The 20,498-nt window shown below is 35.5% G+C and carries 19 protein-coding genes; 5 read left to right on the plus strand and 14 right to left on the minus strand.

The features are described 5' to 3' along the window. The first annotated feature begins 7 nt into the window (after positions 1 to 7). A complete protein-coding gene (locus tag KKI44_RS14855) occupies positions 8 to 586 on the plus strand; it encodes a pentapeptide repeat-containing protein (RefSeq protein WP_214588048.1) in 579 nt (192 codons plus the stop codon). A 378-nt stretch (positions 587 to 964) separates the two neighbouring features. Here the strand turns inward: KKI44_RS14855 and KKI44_RS14860 are convergent, their stop codons facing one another. Then, positions 965 to 1,678, minus strand: coding sequence for a C40 family peptidase (locus KKI44_RS14860; RefSeq protein ID WP_214588050.1), 714 nt, complete (start codon positions 1,676 to 1,678; stop codon positions 965 to 967). 444 nt (positions 1,679 to 2,122) lie between these two features. Next, positions 2,123 to 4,318 carry a glutamine synthetase III gene (locus KKI44_RS14865; RefSeq protein ID WP_076391403.1) on the minus strand — a complete coding sequence of 732 codons (2,196 nt, stop codon included), beginning with the start codon at positions 4,316 to 4,318 and terminating at the stop codon, positions 2,123 to 2,125. A gap of 371 nt (positions 4,319 to 4,689) precedes the next feature. Here KKI44_RS14865 and KKI44_RS14870 point away from each other — a divergent pair, with 371 nt between their 5' ends. The 3 genes from KKI44_RS14870 to KKI44_RS14880 all read left to right on the plus strand — a co-directional run bounded on the left by KKI44_RS14870 (position 4,690) and on the right by KKI44_RS14880 (position 9,130). Continuing rightward, positions 4,690 to 6,381, plus strand: coding sequence for a DUF6909 family protein (locus KKI44_RS14870; RefSeq protein WP_214588052.1), 1,692 nt, complete (start codon positions 4,690 to 4,692; stop codon positions 6,379 to 6,381). Between the two features lie 307 nt (positions 6,382 to 6,688). After that, positions 6,689 to 7,153, plus strand: a complete 465-nt coding sequence (locus KKI44_RS14875) for a DUF1572 domain-containing protein (RefSeq protein WP_214588053.1) — start codon at positions 6,689 to 6,691, stop codon at positions 7,151 to 7,153. Positions 7,154 to 7,288: 135 nt separating this feature from the next. After that, a complete protein-coding gene (locus tag KKI44_RS14880) occupies positions 7,289 to 9,130 on the plus strand; it encodes a M1 family metallopeptidase (RefSeq protein ID WP_214588055.1) in 1,842 nt (613 codons plus the stop codon). Between the two features lie 89 nt (positions 9,131 to 9,219). On the opposite strand, the gene KKI44_RS14885 is transcribed toward KKI44_RS14880, so the two are convergent. Then, the gene (locus KKI44_RS14885; RefSeq protein ID WP_214588057.1) at positions 9,220 to 9,822 is read right to left on the minus strand and encodes a hypothetical protein; all 603 of its coding nucleotides are present in this window, start codon (positions 9,820 to 9,822) and stop codon (positions 9,220 to 9,222) included. 157 nt (positions 9,823 to 9,979) lie between these two features. On the opposite strand from KKI44_RS14885, the gene KKI44_RS14890 reads away from it, so the two are divergent. Next, positions 9,980 to 10,738: a type III pantothenate kinase gene (locus KKI44_RS14890; RefSeq protein WP_214588059.1), complete on the plus strand. Its 759-nt coding sequence runs from the start codon at positions 9,980 to 9,982 to the stop codon at positions 10,736 to 10,738. Positions 10,739 to 10,810: 72 nt separating this feature from the next. Here the strand turns inward: KKI44_RS14890 and KKI44_RS14895 are convergent, their stop codons facing one another. The 11 genes from KKI44_RS14895 to KKI44_RS14945 form a co-directional block, all read right to left on the minus strand. Next, entirely contained in the window at positions 10,811 to 11,242 is a 432-nt protein-coding gene (locus tag KKI44_RS14895; protein ID WP_214588061.1) for a nucleoside deaminase, read from the minus strand. Then, positions 11,243 to 11,872 carry an energy transducer TonB gene (locus KKI44_RS14900; RefSeq protein WP_250902073.1) on the minus strand — a complete coding sequence of 210 codons (630 nt, stop codon included), beginning with the start codon at positions 11,870 to 11,872 and terminating at the stop codon, positions 11,243 to 11,245. It abuts the gene before it with no gap. A 54-nt stretch (positions 11,873 to 11,926) separates the two neighbouring features. Beyond that, positions 11,927 to 12,847, minus strand: coding sequence for a helix-turn-helix transcriptional regulator (locus KKI44_RS14905; RefSeq protein ID WP_214588064.1), 921 nt, complete (start codon positions 12,845 to 12,847; stop codon positions 11,927 to 11,929). 123 nt (positions 12,848 to 12,970) lie between these two features. Beyond that, positions 12,971 to 13,597 carry a leucine-rich repeat domain-containing protein gene (locus KKI44_RS14910; RefSeq protein WP_214588066.1) on the minus strand — a complete coding sequence of 209 codons (627 nt, stop codon included), beginning with the start codon at positions 13,595 to 13,597 and terminating at the stop codon, positions 12,971 to 12,973. A gap of 153 nt (positions 13,598 to 13,750) precedes the next feature. Further along, a complete protein-coding gene (locus KKI44_RS14915) occupies positions 13,751 to 13,924 on the minus strand; it encodes a hypothetical protein (protein WP_214588068.1) in 174 nt (57 codons plus the stop codon). 240 nt (positions 13,925 to 14,164) lie between these two features. Then, positions 14,165 to 14,719 carry a hypothetical protein gene (locus KKI44_RS14920; protein WP_214588070.1) on the minus strand — a complete coding sequence of 185 codons (555 nt, stop codon included), beginning with the start codon at positions 14,717 to 14,719 and terminating at the stop codon, positions 14,165 to 14,167. A 2-nt stretch (positions 14,720 to 14,721) separates the two neighbouring features. Next, complete coding sequence (locus tag KKI44_RS14925) at positions 14,722 to 15,411, minus strand: hypothetical protein (RefSeq protein WP_214588072.1); 690 nt, start codon at positions 15,409 to 15,411, stop codon at positions 14,722 to 14,724. A gap of 74 nt (positions 15,412 to 15,485) precedes the next feature. Next, on the minus strand, positions 15,486 to 16,142 hold the full coding sequence (locus KKI44_RS14930) for a DUF2589 domain-containing protein (protein ID WP_214588074.1): 657 nt from the start codon (positions 16,140 to 16,142) through the stop codon (positions 15,486 to 15,488). A gap of 590 nt (positions 16,143 to 16,732) precedes the next feature. Then, positions 16,733 to 17,770: a patatin-like phospholipase family protein gene (locus tag KKI44_RS14935; protein WP_214588076.1), complete on the minus strand. Its 1,038-nt coding sequence runs from the start codon at positions 17,768 to 17,770 to the stop codon at positions 16,733 to 16,735. A 188-nt stretch (positions 17,771 to 17,958) separates the two neighbouring features. Further along, entirely contained in the window at positions 17,959 to 18,459 is a 501-nt protein-coding gene (locus tag KKI44_RS14940; protein WP_214588078.1) for a M15 family metallopeptidase, read from the minus strand. 745 nt (positions 18,460 to 19,204) lie between these two features. Next, the gene (locus KKI44_RS14945) at positions 19,205 to 20,494 is read right to left on the minus strand and encodes a hypothetical protein (RefSeq protein WP_214588080.1); all 1,290 of its coding nucleotides are present in this window, start codon (positions 20,492 to 20,494) and stop codon (positions 19,205 to 19,207) included. Positions 20,495 to 20,498: the final 4 nt, after the last annotated feature.

Below are 20,498 nucleotides of genomic sequence, written 5' to 3' on the forward strand. Positions count from 1 at the left end.
AAAGTTTATGAAAGAATCCTATTTTTCAGATCAGCATTTCGAGAACAAAAATTTCACGCAGCCTTTAGACAATGGCGAATACGAAAACTGTACTTTCCGAAACTGTAATTTAGAATACGCCAATCTTTCAGGCTATAATTTTAACGACTGCGAATTTATTGGCTGCAACCTCAGCATGATGAATCTGGTTTCAACAGCTTTTCGCGAGGTGGTTTTTAAAGAGTGTAAAATGTTCGGACTGCATTTTAACGACTGCAACGAATTCGGATTATCGTTTACATTTGAAAGCTGTCTTCTCAACAATTCCATATTTTATAAAACATCAATCAAAAAAACACTATTCAGAAATTCAAAATTAATTGAGGTTGATTTTTCCGAATGTGATTTATCGAACGCAATATTTGCCGGATGCGATCTCTCCGGAGCTGTTTTTGACCATACCAACCTTGAAAAAGCGGATTTCCGTACATCGTTCAGCTATTCCATAAATCCGGCTTCAAACAGGCTTAAAAAGGCTAAATTTTCGCTTTCTGAAATTCATGGACTCCTTCATCAATTCGATATTGAAATTGATAAAAACGGATAGGTTACTGTTGATGGTTAATCGTTGATCGTTTTGCTGTCTAATACCATTTTATCTTTGGATTTTCTTTACATAAATATTCCGTAGGAATTGTATCTGTGCAGCATAAATGAAGAATGCAGAATCAGAACTCCGCAGGAGTTCAATTTCACAGTAATTTTAATAACAAAATGAGATAAAAATTATCTAAGCTCTTTTATGAGTGAAACGGCTCTGTGAAACTAAAAGCAAATTATTTATCTTCTTAGTATTAGAAAAAGCAATTCCCCTTCTCTGAAGGGGTGGATTTTGCGAAGCAAAAGACGGGGTAGTTAAAAACGGAACAATAAAAAAACCATCAAAATTTTTGATGGTTTCATTATTTAAATCAATTATTTAAAATTAAAAACTTGCTGCGTTTGCTGCCGGAGTTGTTGTTGCAAGATTATTGTAAGCTTCTCCGTTTTCGTTGATGATTCTCTTTCCGAATCTGTATTTTGGACCCCAATAAGAATCATTTAATGAAGAAATCATGACTCCTTTAGAAGTTGCGGCGTGAATAAACTTCACTTCTCCGTCTTCAGTTACGCTTTCTACGATTCCTACGTGAGAAATTCTTCTTCCGTGAGAAAAGAAAATAAGATCTCCTTTCTGAAGGTTTTCTTTCTCGATTCTTTCACCTTCTTCAGATTGTGAAGCAGCTACTCTTGGTAAACTAAGACCTGCTGCAGCTCCGAAAACTGAAAGAACGAAAGCTGAACAGTCGATTCCGTTTCTTGTCATTCCTCCATATCGGTAAGGAGTTCCAAGATAAGTCTGTGCTTCGTTTAAGATGTTGTCGATTGTTGCGTTATGTTTGATTGCTTTTGCAATCTCAGAATTTTTGATAGAATTTTTTGTGTTGGCTAAAGTAGCTGCCTTTTCTGCAAGAAATGAGTTGATTAATTTCTGCTTATCCTGCTCCATTTTGTTTGTTTCAAGAGAGGCAAGTTTGGCATCTGTTTTGTATTCTTTAGCGTAAGTTGCTGGTTTTGAAACTACGTAGTTTGTAACACACGATTGTAACGATACAGTAGAGACGAAAGCAACTAGATAAAACAAAACTCTTTTCTTCATATATATTTGATTACCGTGTTAAAAAAAGGATAGTATATTTTCAAAAGCAATACAAAAATATAGAATCCGAGTAAAAGAGCCCCGATATGACAATTGTCAGGTTCTTTATTTAACACATTTTAACATAATTTTTACGTATGTTAAAAAAAAATAAACCGCAACCGCCTGTTTTGGGTAGGTGTGCGGTTTTTTTTATTAAGATTCTTTAACAAAATTATCACCGATTATGGTAGAATAAAGGAAAGGCAATCAAATTAATTCAAAATACCCCATTATAAATTTTGTTAATAAATGATTGGTTTTTCGGCTGTTTCAGGTTTTTAACTCTACTTTTTAATGCTTTTATAACACCTTTTGTATTCGATTTAAAAAAGAATTCATAACCCCATAAAAAAAACTCCCCGATCAATAGGGGAGTTTCACTAATATGGAACTTTACAAATGTTACTTTGTAAATAACATTTCTCTGTATTTCGTCATTGGCCAAAGCTCATCATCTACCATCATTTCAAGATCGTCTGATGCATCTCTGATGGTGTCGAATAAAGGTTTTACCTTATTACAGTATTCTTCAGCCTGTTTTTGGCTCTCTGTAACTGCTTTTGCCGCTTCTCTTGCTTTAATAAGATCTTCAACGCCTACTTTAATTTTAGAAACATTCTCAGAAATGCTTGTAATTAAGCTCATCTGTTCTTTTGCCAAAGATTTGAATTCTTTGTCACCGAAGATTTCTTTTAACCCTTTTACGTTCTCGATCAGTCTGTTCTGATAATTTAAAGCAGAAGGAATAATGTGGTTTCTTGCGATATCACTTAATACTCTTGCTTCGATATCAATAACCGTAGAATATTTTTCTAATTTGATTTCGTTTCTTGCTTCAACTTCTCTGTGTGTGAAAATTCCCATCTCTTCGTAAAGCGCTAAGAATTTCTCGTCCATTTCCTGCTTAAGGGCTTCCGGAGTTGTTTTTAAGTTGTTTAAACCTCTCTTTTCCGCTTCTTTAGCCCAGTCATCAGAATATCCGTCTCCTTCAAACATAATGTTTTTACACTGTTTGATGTATTCTCTTAATACATTGAAGATCGCTTCATCTTTCTTAAGACCTGTTTCAATTAAAGCATCAACTTCTTTTTTGAAGTCGTTTAACTGTTTTGCAGCAATTGTGTTCATTACCGTCATAGATTCTGCACAGTTTGCAGAAGAACCTACCGCTCTGATCTCGAATTTATTTCCTGTAAATGCAAATGGAGAAGTTCTGTTTCTGTCTGTGTTATCCAACAAAATTTCAGGAATTTTTCCAACAACATTTAGTTTTAAATCTGTTTTTTCGTCCGGAGAAAGTTTTCCTTCCGTTACTTTTTCAAGCTCTTCCAAAACTCTGAACAACTGACTTCCGATGAATACGGAAATAATTGCCGGCGGAGCTTCGTTTGCACCCAATCTGTGGTCGTTGCTTGCAGAAGCAATACTTGCTCTTAAAAGATCTGCATATTCGTGAACTGCTTTAATTGTGTTGACAAAGAACGTTAAGAACTGTAAGTTTTTCTTAGGGTTTTTTCCCGGGCTTAAAAGGTTTTCACCTGTATCGGTTGCTAAAGACCAGTTATTGTGCTTTCCGCTTCCGTTTACGCCAGCGAATGGTTTTTCGTGGAACAAAATATGGAAATGATGTCTGTGAGCGATTCTTGCCATAACGTCCATCAACAAAGAGTTGTGGTCAACAGCAACATTTACTTCTTCAAACATCGGAGCAAGCTCGAATTGGTTTGGAGCCACCTCATTGTGTCTTGTTGTAACCGGAATTCCCAATTTCATACATTCAATTTCCAGTTCTTTCATGAAATTCATGACTCTTGTAGGAATTGAACCGAAATAGTGGTCATCCAACTGCTGTCCTTTTGCAGGAGAGTGCCCTAATAAAGTTTTCCCCGTTAATACAAGGTCTGGACGAGACTGATATAATGCAGAATCTACTAGGAAATATTCCTGCTCCCAACCTAAAGTTGGGGTTACTTTCGTTACGTTTTTGTCAAAATACTGCATTACGTTGGTTGCAGCTTCGTCTACCGCGTTCAAAGCTCTTAAAAGAGGTGCTTTATAATCTAAAGTTTCTCCTGTGTAAGAGATGAAGATCGAAGGAATGCATAGAGTAGTTCCCATGATGAACGCAGGAGATGTAGGATCCCACGCGGTGTAACCTCTCGCTTCAAAAGTGTTTCTGATACCTCCATTCGGGAAAGAAGATGCATCCGGTTCCTGCTGAATCAATAAATTTCCGCTGAATCTTTCGATCGCTCTTCCACCTTCAATCGGAGTGAAGAAAGAATCGTGCTTTTCTGCCGTAGAACCTGTTAAAGGCTGAAACCAGTGTGTGTAGTGCGTTACACCTTTGCTCATTGCCCAATCCTTCATAGCCACCGCAACCTGATCTGCAATGTGTCTCTGGATTTTGCTTCCTTTTTTTACCGCATCCATAATAGACTGGAATGCTTCTTTCGTTAAATATTCTCTCATCGTTTCTTCTGAGAAAACATTCTGACAGAATAATTCTGATAATTTTACAGGAACTTCTACAGAATTATCTCTTCTGAAGTCCTTGAATGGTAAAGTTTCTAACGCTTTGAATCTTAAAGTTGACATATTAGGTTAATTTTTACGGGGCAAATTTACAAAAAAATTGAATTGAAAAATATTTTACCCTGAAAATTTAAGGGGTGTTTTTAAAATTTAATATAATTTTAAAATAATTGTAGTTTTTGGAGGGGCTGACTTTCAAAATTACATTCATACCTTATTATATATAGGATGCTTTTTCTGAATGTAGAATTTAATATTAAGAAAATTTATTCCTGAAACTTTTAAAAACAAGCGGCGAAAATCTTAATTTTAAGACAGTAAAATATTTGTAGACTGATGAAGTGAGATTCACTAAAACATTGATTGTTAAGTTAAAAATTTCATTTAAAATATTTTTCGTAACTTAGCAGACTTTTTATAAAAATTTTAAATATATGACAAATTCTAGAGCAAGAGAAACCACCGAGGCAATTGAAAGACTTTACATTTCTATGAGACACCTGTTTTATAGAGGTTTTTTCAAGCCGAGCGGAGTTTCAGGAGAAAGCATTAGAAGTTTGTTGAAGACGATCAATCCGGAAATTTACGGTACCATGAGTATTCCAGGGAAACTGGAACTCGATGGTTTGATGTATGTTTTAGACAGACTTCCAGAAGGAATTGAAGAATGCGCCTTCATTCATCTTACATCAGACGAAGGTTTTGATAAAGGAAGTTTCGAACCGATTGTTCCTAAAAAAAGAAGAAGAAACTGTTACAGAATCGATGAACACCAGATGAACATTGAAGTTCTTTTGGGACGTTCGGAAATTTATGATATTCTTACCCACCTTACCTTTTTATTCATTGAGGCAGATAAAGTCCGTAATCTGGCTTTCATTCAGGATGAAAACTGGAAACCGACAAGAGCCTTCAAGATTATTGAAGAAGTGGTGAAAGGGGAGAAAAAATTCAGCAGAAGAGAAAAAGAAGTTGCCCTTATTCATTTGTCTTCTTTAATAGGAAGAACTTTTGATGAAACTTTAAAGGCTTACAATACTTTCGGGGATGATGAAAATCCTGACCGTTTATTCAAAATCATCTACAACCTTGCGAAAGTAAGTCTGGAAGATGCAAAACAGACGAGAGAAAGAGAAATTCATTTCAGTGCTATTTTAAAGGAAAGAGTAGGGCATCACTATTTTGGTGAAAAGTGGGCAAATAAAGTGAAAGAAGTTTTGTTTGAAAATAATCTTCACATGAGACCGCTTCACATTATTTCTGCGAATATGCACTCTGTGAAAAATATGCTGTATGCCAACGAAGCATTGAAGAAAAAAGATCATAAAGAAGTAGATTATAAAATGTACGGAGAAATTTCCGACAAAAAAGAACTTCGCGATAAAGTTTCAAAATACGCTTTGGAACAGGGGATGATCTACATTAATGACAAAAGCGGAAGTAATATTGATGTACAGATCATCGACCTCAGCAAAACAGATCTCAGAAATACGCCTTTTCAGGATATTAAATTTGCGGGAGATGATGTCGTAATGGTTTTCGATTATGCATTCGGAGAACAGGCTTACGAGGTGATGGACGAATTGCTGAGACCTTACGAACATAAAGGCGAAGTGTATATGATGAAGGTAAAATCTGTTTCCATCATGGGGAAAGCGGGAATTCTTGCCGGAGGAAAAGGCGACATCATGATCCCTACTTCACATATTTTTGAAGGAACAGCAGATAATTATCCGTTCGAAAATGCCCTGAAGCTGGATGATTTTAAAGATGATGAATTAAAAGCTTTCGAAGGTCCGATGATTACTGTTTTGGGAACTTCGCTTCAGAACAGGGATATTCTTTCTTATTTTATGAATACTTCATGGAAAGCGATCGGTCTTGAGATGGAAGGAGCGCATTACCAGAAAGCCATTCAGGTGGCATCTAAAATCAGACATCACATTACTCCGGATTTATTCGTGATGTATGCTTATTACGCATCCGATAATCCTTTGGAAACAGGAAGTACCCTTTCTTCGGGAGGTTTAGGATTAACAGGAGTAAAACCAACGTATCTTATCACCTTAAGAATCTTAGAAAAGATCTTACAGAGCGGAAAAAAAGAATCTTCAGCGAAAAAATAGTCTGATTAATTTCAATACATATAAACCTCGAATGTCTTCATTTGAGGTTTTTTGTTGAGGCACGAATTCAGTTTATTTAAACACGAATGACGCGAATTTTCCACACGAATTTCGCTAAATTTATTTGTGCCTAAAATTATGATTATTATTTATTGAATTTGTGTTTAAGACATTTGCTTTAAAGAAAGTAAACTCAGCCGCACGAATTTTCCACACGAATTTCACTAAGTTTATTTGTGTCTAAAATTGTGGTTTTTATTTGTGAAATTTGTGTTTAAGAACATATCTTTAAGAAAAATTAAAACAGATGAGTTCAACAGCACAATTAGCCAAAAGATTCCGGGAGGTCACATTAGATGGTTTATGGATTGCAAATACCAACTTCAGAGATCAGCTTTCCGATGTTTCTTGGGAAAAGGCAACAGCCAAAGTAGATTCTTTAAATACCATCGCAATGCTTACTTTTCATATTGATTATTATATTGCTGGTTTAATCAATGTTTTTGAAGGTGGCAATTTGGAAATCAGAGACCAATTCAGCTTCGACCTACCTCCAATTGAATCTCCGGAACAGTGGGAAAGTTTGAAAAGTAAATTTTTAAGCGATGCCGAAAATTTCGCGGATTTATTAGAGAAAATGCCCGATTCGAAAATAAATGAAGGTTTTGTAGACGAAAAGTACGGAACCTATCTCAGAAATATAGATGGCATGATCGAGCATTGCTATTATCATCTGGGACAGATTACTTTGATTAAAAAATTGTTGAATTAAACATAAATGACGTTAATTTTTCACTAATCACACGAATTTTTATTTGTGCTTAAAATTGTGTGAATATTAGTGATATTCGTGTTTAAATAGATTATTATTTTTAAATACTTATCTTTAGAAAAAATAAAATTTTAAATGAAAAAATCGGTTGCAATCCTGTTTGCATTTATCATTTCACAGTTTCATGCTCAGCAGGGAGATTATTATCAGCAGAGTGCGAAATATAAGATGGATATTGATGTAAATGCTGAAAAGTTTACCTACGAAGGAAAACAGACCTTAGATTACAAAAATAACTCTCCGGACGAACTGAATGTTGTCTATTTCCATTTGTACTGGAATGCTTTCAAACCCAATTCGATGATGGATCAGAGAGTTGCAGGACAAGGAAAAAACGGAGATTCAAGACTGCAGAAAGACGGCGTTTCAAGATTAGCTTCTATCCCAAAAGATCAGGAAGGAGCACAAAATATCCATTGGATTAAACAGAACGGCAAAACACTGAAATTTGAAGTTCAGGAGACGGTAATGAAAGTTTATCTTGCGGAACCGATTAAACCTAATTCATCCACTACATTTACTTTAGAATGGGATGCGGTAATTCCGCAGCAAATCAGAAGAAGCGGAAGAAATAACAGGGAAGGAGTGGATATGACGATGACGCAGTGGTATCCGAAAATCGCAGAATACGATTACGACGGTTGGGCGACATTTGATTATATAGGAAGAGAATTTCACGCGCCATTTTCGGATTTTGATGTAACCATTAAAATCAATAAAGAGTATGTCATCGGAGCAGGAGGAATTCTGGAAAATCCTTCTGAAGTAAAAGGGTATGATGCCAATGCTAAAATTAAAGCAGATAAAAATAAAGCAACATGGAAATGGAGCGCTAAAAACATTCTTGATTTTGCATGGGCTGCAGATAAAGACTATATCGTAAAAAGTTTTGACGTTCCGCAAGGTCCGAAAGTTTTCTTAGTATATCAGAATAACGATAAAACAAAAGTCTGGGAAGAAGCACAGCCTTACATCACGAAATATTATCAGTTGATGAATTCCCATTTCGGGAAATATGTGTATCCGACATATTCTTTCATTCAGGGAGGAGACGGAGGTATGGAATACGGAATGTGTACCATGATCTTAGGCGAAGCAAATGATATTGAAGGATTGATGGGATTAATGGCTCATGAAGGAGCTCATTCATGGTATCAGCAAATGTTGGCTACCAACGAACCGATGCGTCCGTGGATGGATGAAGGATTTACAAGTTATGCGGAAGGATATGTCATGAATCAGTTATTTCCTCCTGCAAAAGAACTTCCGAATCCTTTTGCCAATTCTTTAAATGCTTACAGAAATTTTGTAAAAAAAGGTATCGAAGAACCGGCAATCTGGTTGGGAGATCATCATGATAACGGAACTTCCTATACGTATGCTTCTTATGTAAAAGGAGAATTGTATCTGGTTGAGCTGGGTTACATTATGGGTGAACAGAATCTTGCGGAAACATTGAAGCAGTATTACGATCAATGGGCGCTGAAACATCCTTCAGACAGAGATTTCTTACATATTGCCCAGAAAGTTTCGGGTATGGATCTGAAATGGTTTCAGAATTATTGGATCAATACCACAAAAACAATTGATTACGGAATCAAAGACGTAAAATACGATGCAAAATCTACCACCATTACTTTGGTGAATAACGGGCAGGTTCCGATGCCGATTGATTTCAGTGTGATGACGACCGATAAGAAAATGGTTACTTACCAGATTCCTATGAACATGACTCGTACGTGGAAGGAAAAAGATGCTTACGGAGAATTCAAAACAATGCCATATTGGCCTTGGACTCAGAAAGAATATTCGATTACTGTACCTTATACAAAATCACAATTGTCTGTTTTAGGAATAGATTTCAGCCAAAGACTTGCTGATGTTAATATGGCGGATAATTTCGTTGAGGTGAAATAGAATTAAATTTAATGAAGCATAATAAATCCCTGAAGAGTTTTTTCAGGGATTTTTTTATACGATATTACGTGATAATTGAAAGTGAATTTTTATTGAATTCCAAATTGCTTTACCATCCAATGATTAGAATGGTTCTTAATCAAATCGTTTTTTAAAGCTTCATCTTTGGTGTTGAGGTAATGATAAACTTTTAAAGGAACAGAATCGGGATATTCTTTTAATCCCTGAATAACTGCCGCTTTGGCTTCCTGTTTTTTATCACCACTGTCGAATGATTCGTATTTATAGATATAAATAATGGCTGGGATTTTTCCATAAATTTTTTTTGTTTCTTCTTCCAGCAAGCTCATCGTTTCGATCTGAAATTCAGGGTTTGATTTTTTCCCGACAGCGGCAGTCTGGCTGATGTGCTGCTGATACATCAAAAAAAGCAAAAGAATGTGGATGTTTTTAGTATCGGGATTAGAAATCAGAGTCTGAATTTTTCCTATAGTTTCGTTCGTCATTTCATCATTTTCCGCCTGCAAAGTTTTATTGTAAAACTCGTCTAGAATATTATACACTGTTTTGTCGGTTCCATCAGTTTTGGATTCTTTTTTAAGCTTTTCAAAGACTTCTTTTGCAGCAGCGGCAGTCTGAGAGAAGCTGTTTATTCCCCAAAGAAATAAAAATAGAAGGATCAGTTTTTTCATGAAAATTGAGTTGAAGTGATTTTTAGATCTAAATATAAATAATTGTTTTTTAAGTATAACAAAACTTATCCCGAACATCGACTGTGTTTTTATTAAAATCATTAAATTTAGTGCCTTAAAATTAACCGGAGATTTCCATCTTTTTGAAAATAAATAAATGAAGTCAATTGTAATAAACATAGGAAACAGCAACATCAGATTCGGGCTTTTTAACGAAGATAACTGCGAGATTTCCTGGGTAATTAATACAAAACCTTACCGAACGACAGATGAGCTGTATGCGCAAATGCTGATGCTGTATCAGACTTATAAAATTGAACCTGAAGAAATTGGTAAAGTCATTATCGGTTCCGTTGTACCTCAGCTTACAAAAGTGATGAGTGCGGCGATAAAAAAAATTCATGATATTCATCCCGTAATTGTAGACAGAAATACACCTTCCGGAGTTCAGGCAAAATCTAAACAGATGGGAACGGATATTTATGCAAACCTTGTCGCTGCTCATAATATGTATCCGCACAGGAAAAAAATTGTTCTGGATTTCGGAACAGCACTTACAGCGAGCTGTGTTGCGGAAAGTGGGGAAACTTTAGGGGTAATTATTGCTCCGGGAATTGTTACCGCTCTTAATTCTCTGATCAGCCAGACAGCTCAGCTTCCGGAAATAGAGCTGGTAAAGCCAAAAACAGTTTTGGGATTAGATACCGTAACCTGTATGCAGAGCGGAATGGTGTATGGATTTCTGGGAATGGTGGAAGGGTTTATCGACAGGATAAACGATGAAGTGAATGATGATTGTTTTGTGGTAGCTACAGGAGGAGTTTCCCACGTCTACAAGCCTTTAACAGATAAAATTCACGTGATGGACAGATTGCATACTTTGAAAGGACTATATTTTCTGGGGAAAAATTTATAGTAAAAGTTGAGGTTCAGATTTTAAAAAAAACATTGATAAAAAGTATCCTAAACCTCAGCCTCAACTTTTATATCATCTTTTAGATTTAAAAAATTCTTTCACAATTAAAGAACAGTCATATTCTAAAACACCTGTGATGATTTCTGTTTTTGGATGAAGTGAAAGGTGTTTGTTGATGAATCCTCGATGCTCGTCTCGTGCTCCGATCACGACTTTTGAAATTTGTGACCAAGACAATGCCCCTGAACACATTACGCAAGGTTCCATTGTAACATACATCGTACAGTCTTTTAAGTATTTTCCGCCCAGAAAATTGGCTGCAGAAGTTATGGCCTGCATCTCTGCATGAGCCGTTACATCATTTAATGTTTCGGTAAGATTATGGGCTCTTGCAATCACCCGATTGTTTGAAACGATAATACATCCGATGGGGACTTCATCTTTTTCCAGTGCAATTTCGGCTTCATGAAGAGCCATTTTCATGAAATATTCGTCGGTAAACATTTATTGCTCAATATTCATGGTGAGTGGGAGCCGGAAACGGTATCTTACCGGACCGCCGTTAATGATAGCCGGAGAAAACTTCTGAGAAACAGAATACAGAGCAATTTCTGCCTGTCTGTTAAAGGTAAAATTATCTCCTTCTGCCTGAACGTTACTTATACTTCCGTCTTTTTCTACGATAAATGCAACATTTGCCTTTACGGTTTTTACATCAGAATATACACCCCCGAGATAAAAAAGGTTGGCAACTTCTTTCCGAAGTTCATTAATTCCTCCCGGATAATCTGCCATCTTATCGATAACAACAGAAGGAATAGCAGGAGTTTCAGCGGACGGAGTTTTCAATAATTTTAGTTTATTAAGATCTTCGAGATTTTTTGTTTTTAATAAAGCTCCTGTAAGCGCAACATTCTCTATGCTGTCCATTTTCTGCATAAAAAGCATATAGTCGACCTTTATAGAAGCCTTATGATAATTGTCTGTCTCGGCATCAAATTTTTTCTTAAACTCTTTGCCGAGCATGGAACGGTGCTGGTTGTAATAATTCTTAATAAGCTTAAATTCTTCAGTCTGTTGGGAAAAACAGAAAGAAAAACCGCAGCAAAAAAGAAAAACAAAAAAAGATTTCACTTTGATATATTTATGTAAATGTAATCAAAAAAATGGATCAATTTAATAAGTTTTTTAGCTTTCAAGATACCTGTTTAAGGATTCCTGCAGATGTTTGCGGATATCGTCAACTAAAACTTTAGGTTCCAGTACCTGAACTTCTTTTCCGAAGGAGAGAATTTCCTGCAAAAAATCGTACGTAGGATGCAGGAAAAACTCAAAAAATATTTCTTCCGGTGTTTCTTTGGTTTCTTTCTGAGACTGATGAAGCGGAAAACTTCTGATATATTCTCCCTGATGTCTGCTGCACTTCAAGGCAATTTTCTGTGGATTCTGTTCCGTAAGATTCATCACTCCAAAAGCATTTTTAAAATGTTCTCTGAAATTGTATTTGTATTTCTCTCTGAAAGTATTTTTAGAAACATCCAGATAATTAATTCTGTCTAATCCGAAAGATTTCAGCATTTTATCTTTTGTGTCGATAGCGATAAGATACCACCTTCCTTTGGATTCTTTTAAAGCCAGCGGATGGACTTTTCTTGAAGTCATCAGTTTATTTTTGTAGTTGTAATGTTCAAAAGAAACAATTCTTTTATTACGGATGGCAAAGAAAAGGTCATAAAAATGCTCAACGCCAGTTGGTTTTCTGCTTTCAAAAAAGATAAGATTTGAAAAATCAGGATGAAGATTCAGGGCGTTGCTTACCTGAAAAGACTCCAGTAATTTTTGATTATATTCATCCACTTCCATAATCGGGCGGCTCTCGATATAATACCGGTTATCACCTTTCTTTTTGTTATGAATAGAAAGATTGAAAAGATCTGAAATTTCCCGGATATCTCGTTGCAGTGTACGGATAGAGTAGCTTTTAATCCCCGCATCCTGAAATTCGAAGGAATTAAGAAGGTATTCTTCCAATTGAGAATAAGTCGCTGGAGAACCTTCCAGTCTTTTAATAATTAAGGCGTACCTTGTGAGATAAAAATCTTTTTTCATTGTTAAAAGCTTCTACCACAAATATATGAGGTTAAAGCGACAAAACTTGTCGTGTTTTAATTTTTTTAAAGATTATTTTTAGAATTGATATGAGTTTCGTGATATTTGTTATAAGATTATTTTTTATCTGTACGTAATCACTGCTGTTGCAGGAATTCCCGAAGCACTAAGATCTAACCCTGCAGGAGCAGACACCGCTTGTAATGAAGGAATTAAAAAAGCATTTTTTCCTACTGATTGTACTGTGTTTGGAATATACAGATCATTAACTGCCGCTTTATAATTCAAGAAGGCAGAATCTTCAATCCTTATAAGACCTTCATTGAGTATGATTTTTTCTAAAACCCCTGTTCCTCTTGTATTGGATTGACTATCAAAAGCATTAGATCCAATGAGTTTTAATGTAGAGGGAGTTTTAATAACTTTAATGTTCTGATTGCTAAAAGCATATTGCCCGATTTCTTCTAAACCTTCATTAAAAATGACCTCTCTTATTTGATAGTTAAATCCTTCATACGAGTATGCAGCCACAAAAATCTTCTTTGTATTGGATGGTATTATCAGTTTAATCCCGGATCCAATTAAATTATCTCCGTCAAAAAGCGGAATCACTTTTTCAAATGTTTCAACAGAATCCTGTGGTATTTTTTCTTCCTTATGCCAATACGAATCCATCCATTCCCAGAACTGATTTTGTGTAGGGTAATCTCCCTTTTCAAAGTAGAGTTTTAGTGCTTCTTTTGTTATCATAATATATGTAATTTTTGCGTATTAATTTGGTGGTATTTTTTAAACAAAGTTCCGGCTGTTCAGCATTTTAAGAATATTGAATTTAGAAAAACGAAACAGAAATGGTGGTATAAGAGACTGCTGAACAGCAGCAGAACTTGATATGTTTAAAATTTAATTGATATATATATTTTTGAATGTCATCATTTTTAAAACTCCGTCGGAAGACGTTTTAATGTCATTAAGATAATTGTCGTAATCTGTTTCGGCATTTTCAATATCGCTCCATTCAATAGTGTAGCGGTTTCTGTCGAAAATAATGTCTGAGTAATGATGTTGTGTTTTCATTTTGTTTTGGTGTTTGGCATTAAAAAATTGAATACATTTTGGGCTGTTCAGCATAGATACGTTGAGTGAGAATTTATTTTTTTAAATGATACTTTGTGTTTTGTTTTATACTTCAAATGTAGACATGGTGAACGTCAAAACTTGACGTATTTTTTTAATATTTAAAAATTTATTTCTGATGAAAAAAAATAACCCAAATATTGAGTTATTTTCTGCAATAGATAATGCGCAAAAATAGTGTCACATAAATTCCGTTATTTCGATCTCATCGCCAACAACCATAATAATGTCTGTTTCAGACAGTATAGATTTTAATTTGATGGCTCCTAAGCTCAGTTCATTATCGATAAGTATGGTCTGCCATACACTATTAACAAATACTTCAAAAGAAACCTGAGGATTGTAATGTATTGTTCCCTTTTGTTTTAGAAGTGTAAGCAGCTGTTTTATAAGTTCACGACAGTCGTCTATTTTCTTTTCAAAAGGCATTAATACTGTTAATACCGTACTTTGCAGATCATACAGAATATCTGAAGCTGCTTTAATTTGTTTTTTTTTAATATTGCCTCCTCTTTCGTTACCTATTCTTGCAGCGAGAATTTTTGCCCTGAAACCTGCCAGCTCGGAAACAGCACTAATGTTATAAGAAGAAAAGATATCTTCAGCAGATTTCAGCCAGACCAATAACGAGTCGATAAAATAAGGATCTTTCTTTTCCAGTTTCGAAACAATAGAAGGAAACTGGAGCAATTTCTCTTTCAGTTGTTTGATCAAAATAAATTGTGATTTTTTCATATTTATTCAGGAATTAATGTTTCGACTATGTTACCGTCAATATCTTCATGTCTGGACCATTCCATTCCGGATTCGGTGACACTCATTTTCGCTATAATGATACATTTGGGATCCAAATCCATCAGTTTACTTGCTTCTACAATTACCTCGTTGGGGTTATTCGGTTTGTCTTCTATCGCTTTTTTTGCTTCCTGAAACATTCGGGAATAAAGCCTTTCCTGCAGTTGATCAGGATTTACCAATTTCCATTTGAAGTTTGGAAGTGAAGTACAAAGCTCTATAATATACTTAGGGATACTGTTAAAATACTTCATGTGAGCTTGAGTGACATCAGTAATATTTTCTCGTTTCATTTCTGCAATGGCGCTATTATACTGAACCTGCTTATCACTAAGAAGTGCCTTGAGCTCTTTATCACTGTCTGTATCAGAAGGATCGTAATCTGTTTTGGCTGCTTTTAAAATTTCGTCATAGGTAAACTCAGCGAAAGATAAAACCGGTGATGCCGGTGCTTTTGCAAAAGGAACTGTAAGTTCTACTGTTCCTACCTTCATTCTTGGAACAGAGAAATGTTTTAGCAAATCGTCCTGAGCATATTCTTTCGCAATCTCTAATGTTTGTATATCTGCCATTTTTCTGGCTGCGGTAATTTCTGATACAATTCCGCCTAAATATTCTTTTAATGTCGGCATAATAAGTTAGTTTTTAGTATTAAAAAAAATGAAGCAAAAGGATGGCTGCCAAAGCAACCACCCTGAAATTTAAATTAAACAGCGGCAATACTGTCTTCCAGCATATCCATAATTCTTGAAAGACCAGCAGGCAGTTCATCGTTTACAGCTCTTACATGTACACCCAAAGTGTATGTTCTTTCTGTAGTTGAAGTACTTGAAGTCGTCTTCTTGTAAGAAGCGGATGCATTGAATTTTACTTTCCAGAATTTTGCACTGATAGAAGCATTTCCTGAGAATTCGCTAGATACATTTTGTGTTTCTACTGAATTCAATTTCGCATTAAAATCAATAGTCACTTCATCAATTCTCAAAGCCGGAATCGTAAGCATCGTAAGGAAAGGAACTTTTAGATTTACGGCTGATTTTAGAAATTGTTGAGATACATTAATGGTAGCAGGTATAGCGGTTGCAGAAGCTTCTACTCTTCCTGCGTCTTTCAGGTCCTGAAGTGTTTTACCATAATCCGGGTTGGGTAGAGATTTTTCATAATTAAAATCTACATATCTCAACTGAGAGGGTATTGCGGGAGTACTTCCTGCAGCGGGAACCGCAGGGGTAAAGCCTACTTCTTTAATGAAATTAACCTGGGAAATCGAAGCGTCGTGTTGTGCTTTTACTGCAGCCTGCAAAGGACCACCAATGTAAACACTAAAATCTAAACTGTTTAATTCTTGTACTAAATTTGCCATAATTTGTGAATGGTTTTAAAATGTTAATAATAATTGAAATATAGTTAGTGCTAGCAAACTAATCTTATTTTGAACATAGTCTTATCCTATCCAGTGAGAAAACTGAATGATTCTTTGTAGTAAAAAAGCCGGATGGATTAAAGAGAAAGAATTCTGAAGATCATAATTTCAGAACTGAAAGTGTAATTATTAATATTCTTTTTGTATTAAAATTTTCATCGTTGTAAGTTTTTAGATTATTGTTTTTAATTTCTGAGGTAAAGATATTTACCCAAAGCGTCAAAACTCGACGTATTTTTAATTATTTTCTAAAAAATTAAAAATTTTCTGAAATATATTTTCTAATAAATACAAAAAACAGAATAGTAAAAACAAAAGCAGCGATTACCGAACATATTACATTTTCAATCGGCATATATGGATGTCCATCTTTTGTGACCGGAGGATTGAAGTAGTCTAACAAAAAATAAAAAATAAAACAGCCTGCAATGAAAGATAGGATATTGAGAATAATAAATGTGAATATTGTTTTCATGATTATTTAAATATAATTAAAAAAGCTTATATCGATGTTTTATAATGTATATAGCTTATATTTTGTTTTTAATGAGTTTTTGAACAATCTGATTTAAGATTTCTCTGTTATCATCAATATAGCTTAATCCGGCTTGTATCAGATTTTCAATATTAGATCTTTTTACATTATCCATTGCGGGAGAAGCATTTTTTAAAGAAGGATTAAGTCTGTAATAATTTTTCTGATTTCTCAGTCCTAAAGTCTGGAACATCTGACAAAGCTGATAGTCTACTGTTTCTGCGTTGGCAGACATCAAAATATCGATTATTGGATTTACCCAGCCTATTTTTCCGGATTTTTCCAGTTTTTTAAAAGAATATGATCTCGCTTCGATCCCCGTTCCAATAGAAATAACAATCATATCATTTACGCTTGGATGATTGGCTTTCTGATGATTTTTCAGAACTTCCGCAAACGGAATTTTTCTTGCTTCTGCGTAGGCGCACAAAGCCGGATTATTAGCAAACATTCCACCATCAATTAAGCTGAAAATTTGCCCGTACATCGATTTTATCTGAACCGGGCTGAAATACGTCGGAGCTGCAGAAGTAGCTCTGCACACGTCTTTTACATAAAAATTATCTGTACTTAAACTGGCTTTCCACGAATTGAATAGTTTTGCTCTTCGGTTTTCTATATCGTAACTAGTTATTAAACAGGGCTTTATTAATTCTTTTAATTCTAAATTTCCAAAAAAATCATTCAGGTTTTTTTCAAGTGCTTCCTGAGAAATTTTTTCGTTCAGAAGTCCGAAAGGATTTACCAAACGTTCCCAAAAAGAAACCTGAAATATGTCACCACCTTTTTCAGCATATAATTCTAATCCTTTTTGGATAGAATATTTTGCTTTTCGGTGTTCATCGGGACAAAGAATAATCGAAGCAATCAGTCCGCCGGTGCTGCTTCCCGCAACAAAGTCGAAATAATCACCAAGTCTGGCACTTGGTTTGTCATGAATCTGAAGCTGCTCTTCTATGTAACGCAGAATAATGCAGGTGATAATTCCTCTGATTCCGCCTCCGTCCAAAGAAAGAATGGTTGTTTTTTTCATATGATTTTTCTCTTTTTTGAAGAAACATTTAACAATTTTAGACAAGTAAAACCAATAGATTCAGGAGAAATAACTATTGGTTTTAGCTTGATATAATGATTGTCTTAGTGTTATCTTACTGAAGCAAAGATAGATCGGGGAAGCGACAAAACTTGACGTATTAAAAATAATTTTCAAATAAATGAGAATTAAAGTATGACGTAGTTTTCTTTATCTCTGGGCATTTTAGAAAGCGTTCTCCAGGATGATTTTATCAATCCTTTCTTTGTTACAATATTTTTCTTTTCAAAATGCGGAAGATCTTTAAAGGTTTTCCAGTTTCCGCCCCAGTCCCATCCGTACTTTGCGAAAATTTTTACGCACTCGTACCAGTCGGCAACCTGATCATTATCCCAGTCTTTGGCGGTATCCCAACTTGCCGTTGTTCCGTCAATTACCAGACAGATATCTACAGCCAATCCGTAATTATGGATGCTTTGTCCTGCCTTTGCATTGGTTACTTTTTTTCCTGAAGTAATTCTTCCGATGGCATAAAGTTTTTCCTGCTCTTCAAAGCTCCTTAAACCTTGTGTAATTCGTACTTTTGCTCTGCCCGTTAATGCTTTGTCGCATTCATTAATTATCTTCTTTACTTCCTCTCTTACATAAGGGTGAAGTTTTTCAATTCTCTGTAAAGTTGCTTTATCCATTATCAAATATTTTTATGATTTTGAAATACAAAGCTATACACCGACAGCGCCAAAACTTGACGTGTTTTTATGAATTTTGGTCTAAATGAATATTGATAGGAGAACTTTTATTAACCGGAAGATTAACAAGCAAATCTGGATTTTTTTTGGAAAATGACAATAATAGAATTATGCTTAAAAGGATTCAGCTGTCTGCTGAAAGTGGGCAGAAAATTAATGCATGAACACATTATATGATGTAATATTGAAGATGCTTAAAAGATTTGTATCTGAATAAATCATTTGATATGGGCGCGAATATTATGGAAAAAATGAAAGTCTGGAATAGAATGAAATTCAGAAAGAATATAGTATGCAGAATGTTTTGAATCCTGATTTTATAACAGAATGTTTAAAGACTAATACCGAAAAAAGCTCGAAATTTTAATATAAAAAATAGAGTCAAATCACATTATCGGCTATTTCTATTTTGAGCTTGAAAAATAATTTTTTGCTTAAAAAACTTAAACTATGTGTTAAAATTAAGCGTTAGGATTGCTGAAAGATACTCAGATTGTTTTTATCTGCTTCTGAAATTCTTTTCCCATAAAAAAGTCTTCAGGATGATAAGAATATAAGATCTGTTTTCAGGTTTCAAAAGAAACAGCAGATACATTTATTCCAAACATCCTGAAGACCAGATGGCAGCCTATAATAGTGAGAAACATTGTGTCTTACCATTATATTTACTGGCTGTACCTCTGCATTATCTTAAAGGTAGTGCTGTAATACTTAAGTTATCATTAGCAGAACTACCTAAGGTAGCCGTAAAACCTGTTCCTCCTGTAGCATCTGTAAGCCTTCCTACCAACTGTACTGTGTAAGTTCCCGGAATTAATGCTAAGGCGACATTGGGGGTCATGTTAAAAACTCCTGAAATTGCAAATGTAGTTCCACGAAACAATCCGCTGCTGGGACCATAAGGGGTGCTGGTTGCCAGTGTGGATCCCGCAGGAAGAGATGTAAATTGCCAATAAGAACGGTAAAGTTTAGAAACTGCAGTATCATTAGCCGGGGTTCCAGTCATACCACACCCTACACTGGCTTTAAAAGTAACCAAAGAAGGCTTCGTAAGGGTAAATGTAGCAGTGTATAGAGTGGTATTCACGCTTCCTCCTGCCGGAACTGTAATCGTGGCGGTAGTAGCCATGGCATCTGTACCATCTGCTCCTGCAACAATGTTTATATCATTGATATTTAAAGGTCTTCTCCACGCAGTACCATCATTTACATATTTTCCGGGATATACTTCCTGTCCCGTAGTGGACGTATTCGTAGCAGTATTATAGACTTCCATTCCCGCTACATGGGCAGAGAGCGGAGAGGCGTTGTTGGTTGCGGATAATGTTACTCTTGGGAGCAGCAGTCCTTTGCTGGTAGAATTAACATCTAATGCTGCATTAGTGTTGGGTGCTGCTGTACCTATCCCCACTTCATGATTGGCTGCATCCACAGAAAATGTGGTGCCATCTACTGAGAATCCATTGGTCGCTGTCGGGGTAAATGCCAGTGTATTAGCTCCCTGTGTTACCGTTCTGTTTGCAGTAAGGGTTCCGTTCGCAGTATAAAGATTAGAGACATTTACAGAAGTACTCGCGACTCCGTTTACTGTAGTTACCAAGCTGTTATTATTTCCCGTAAGTACTGTGGTGTTAGCTACGGTATTTACTGAGGGTGCAGTAGCAGCTGTTCCATTTACTGTACTTGTAATAGTATTGGTAGTATTAGTAAGGGTATTCGTGGTAATTGGCGTAATTGAAACTGTTGTCCAGCTGGGAGCCGTTCCGGCTCCGCCAGAGGTAAGAACCTGCCCTGCTGTTCCCGCACTTCCGGCTGTTGAGGCATTACCTCCTACATTAATTTCGTTTGTGACCTGCAGAGAACCATTAACATGGAGGTTTTTTTGAGGGGTGGTTGTATTCACGCCTACATTTCCTGTCTGTGCATATATGAATGTTCCGAGAACACAAGTATATGCTATAATTATCTTTTTCATTTCT

Source organism: Chryseobacterium sp. ZHDP1 (assembly GCF_018603435.1).
GTDB lineage: Bacteria > Bacteroidota > Bacteroidia > Flavobacteriales > Weeksellaceae > Chryseobacterium > Chryseobacterium indicum.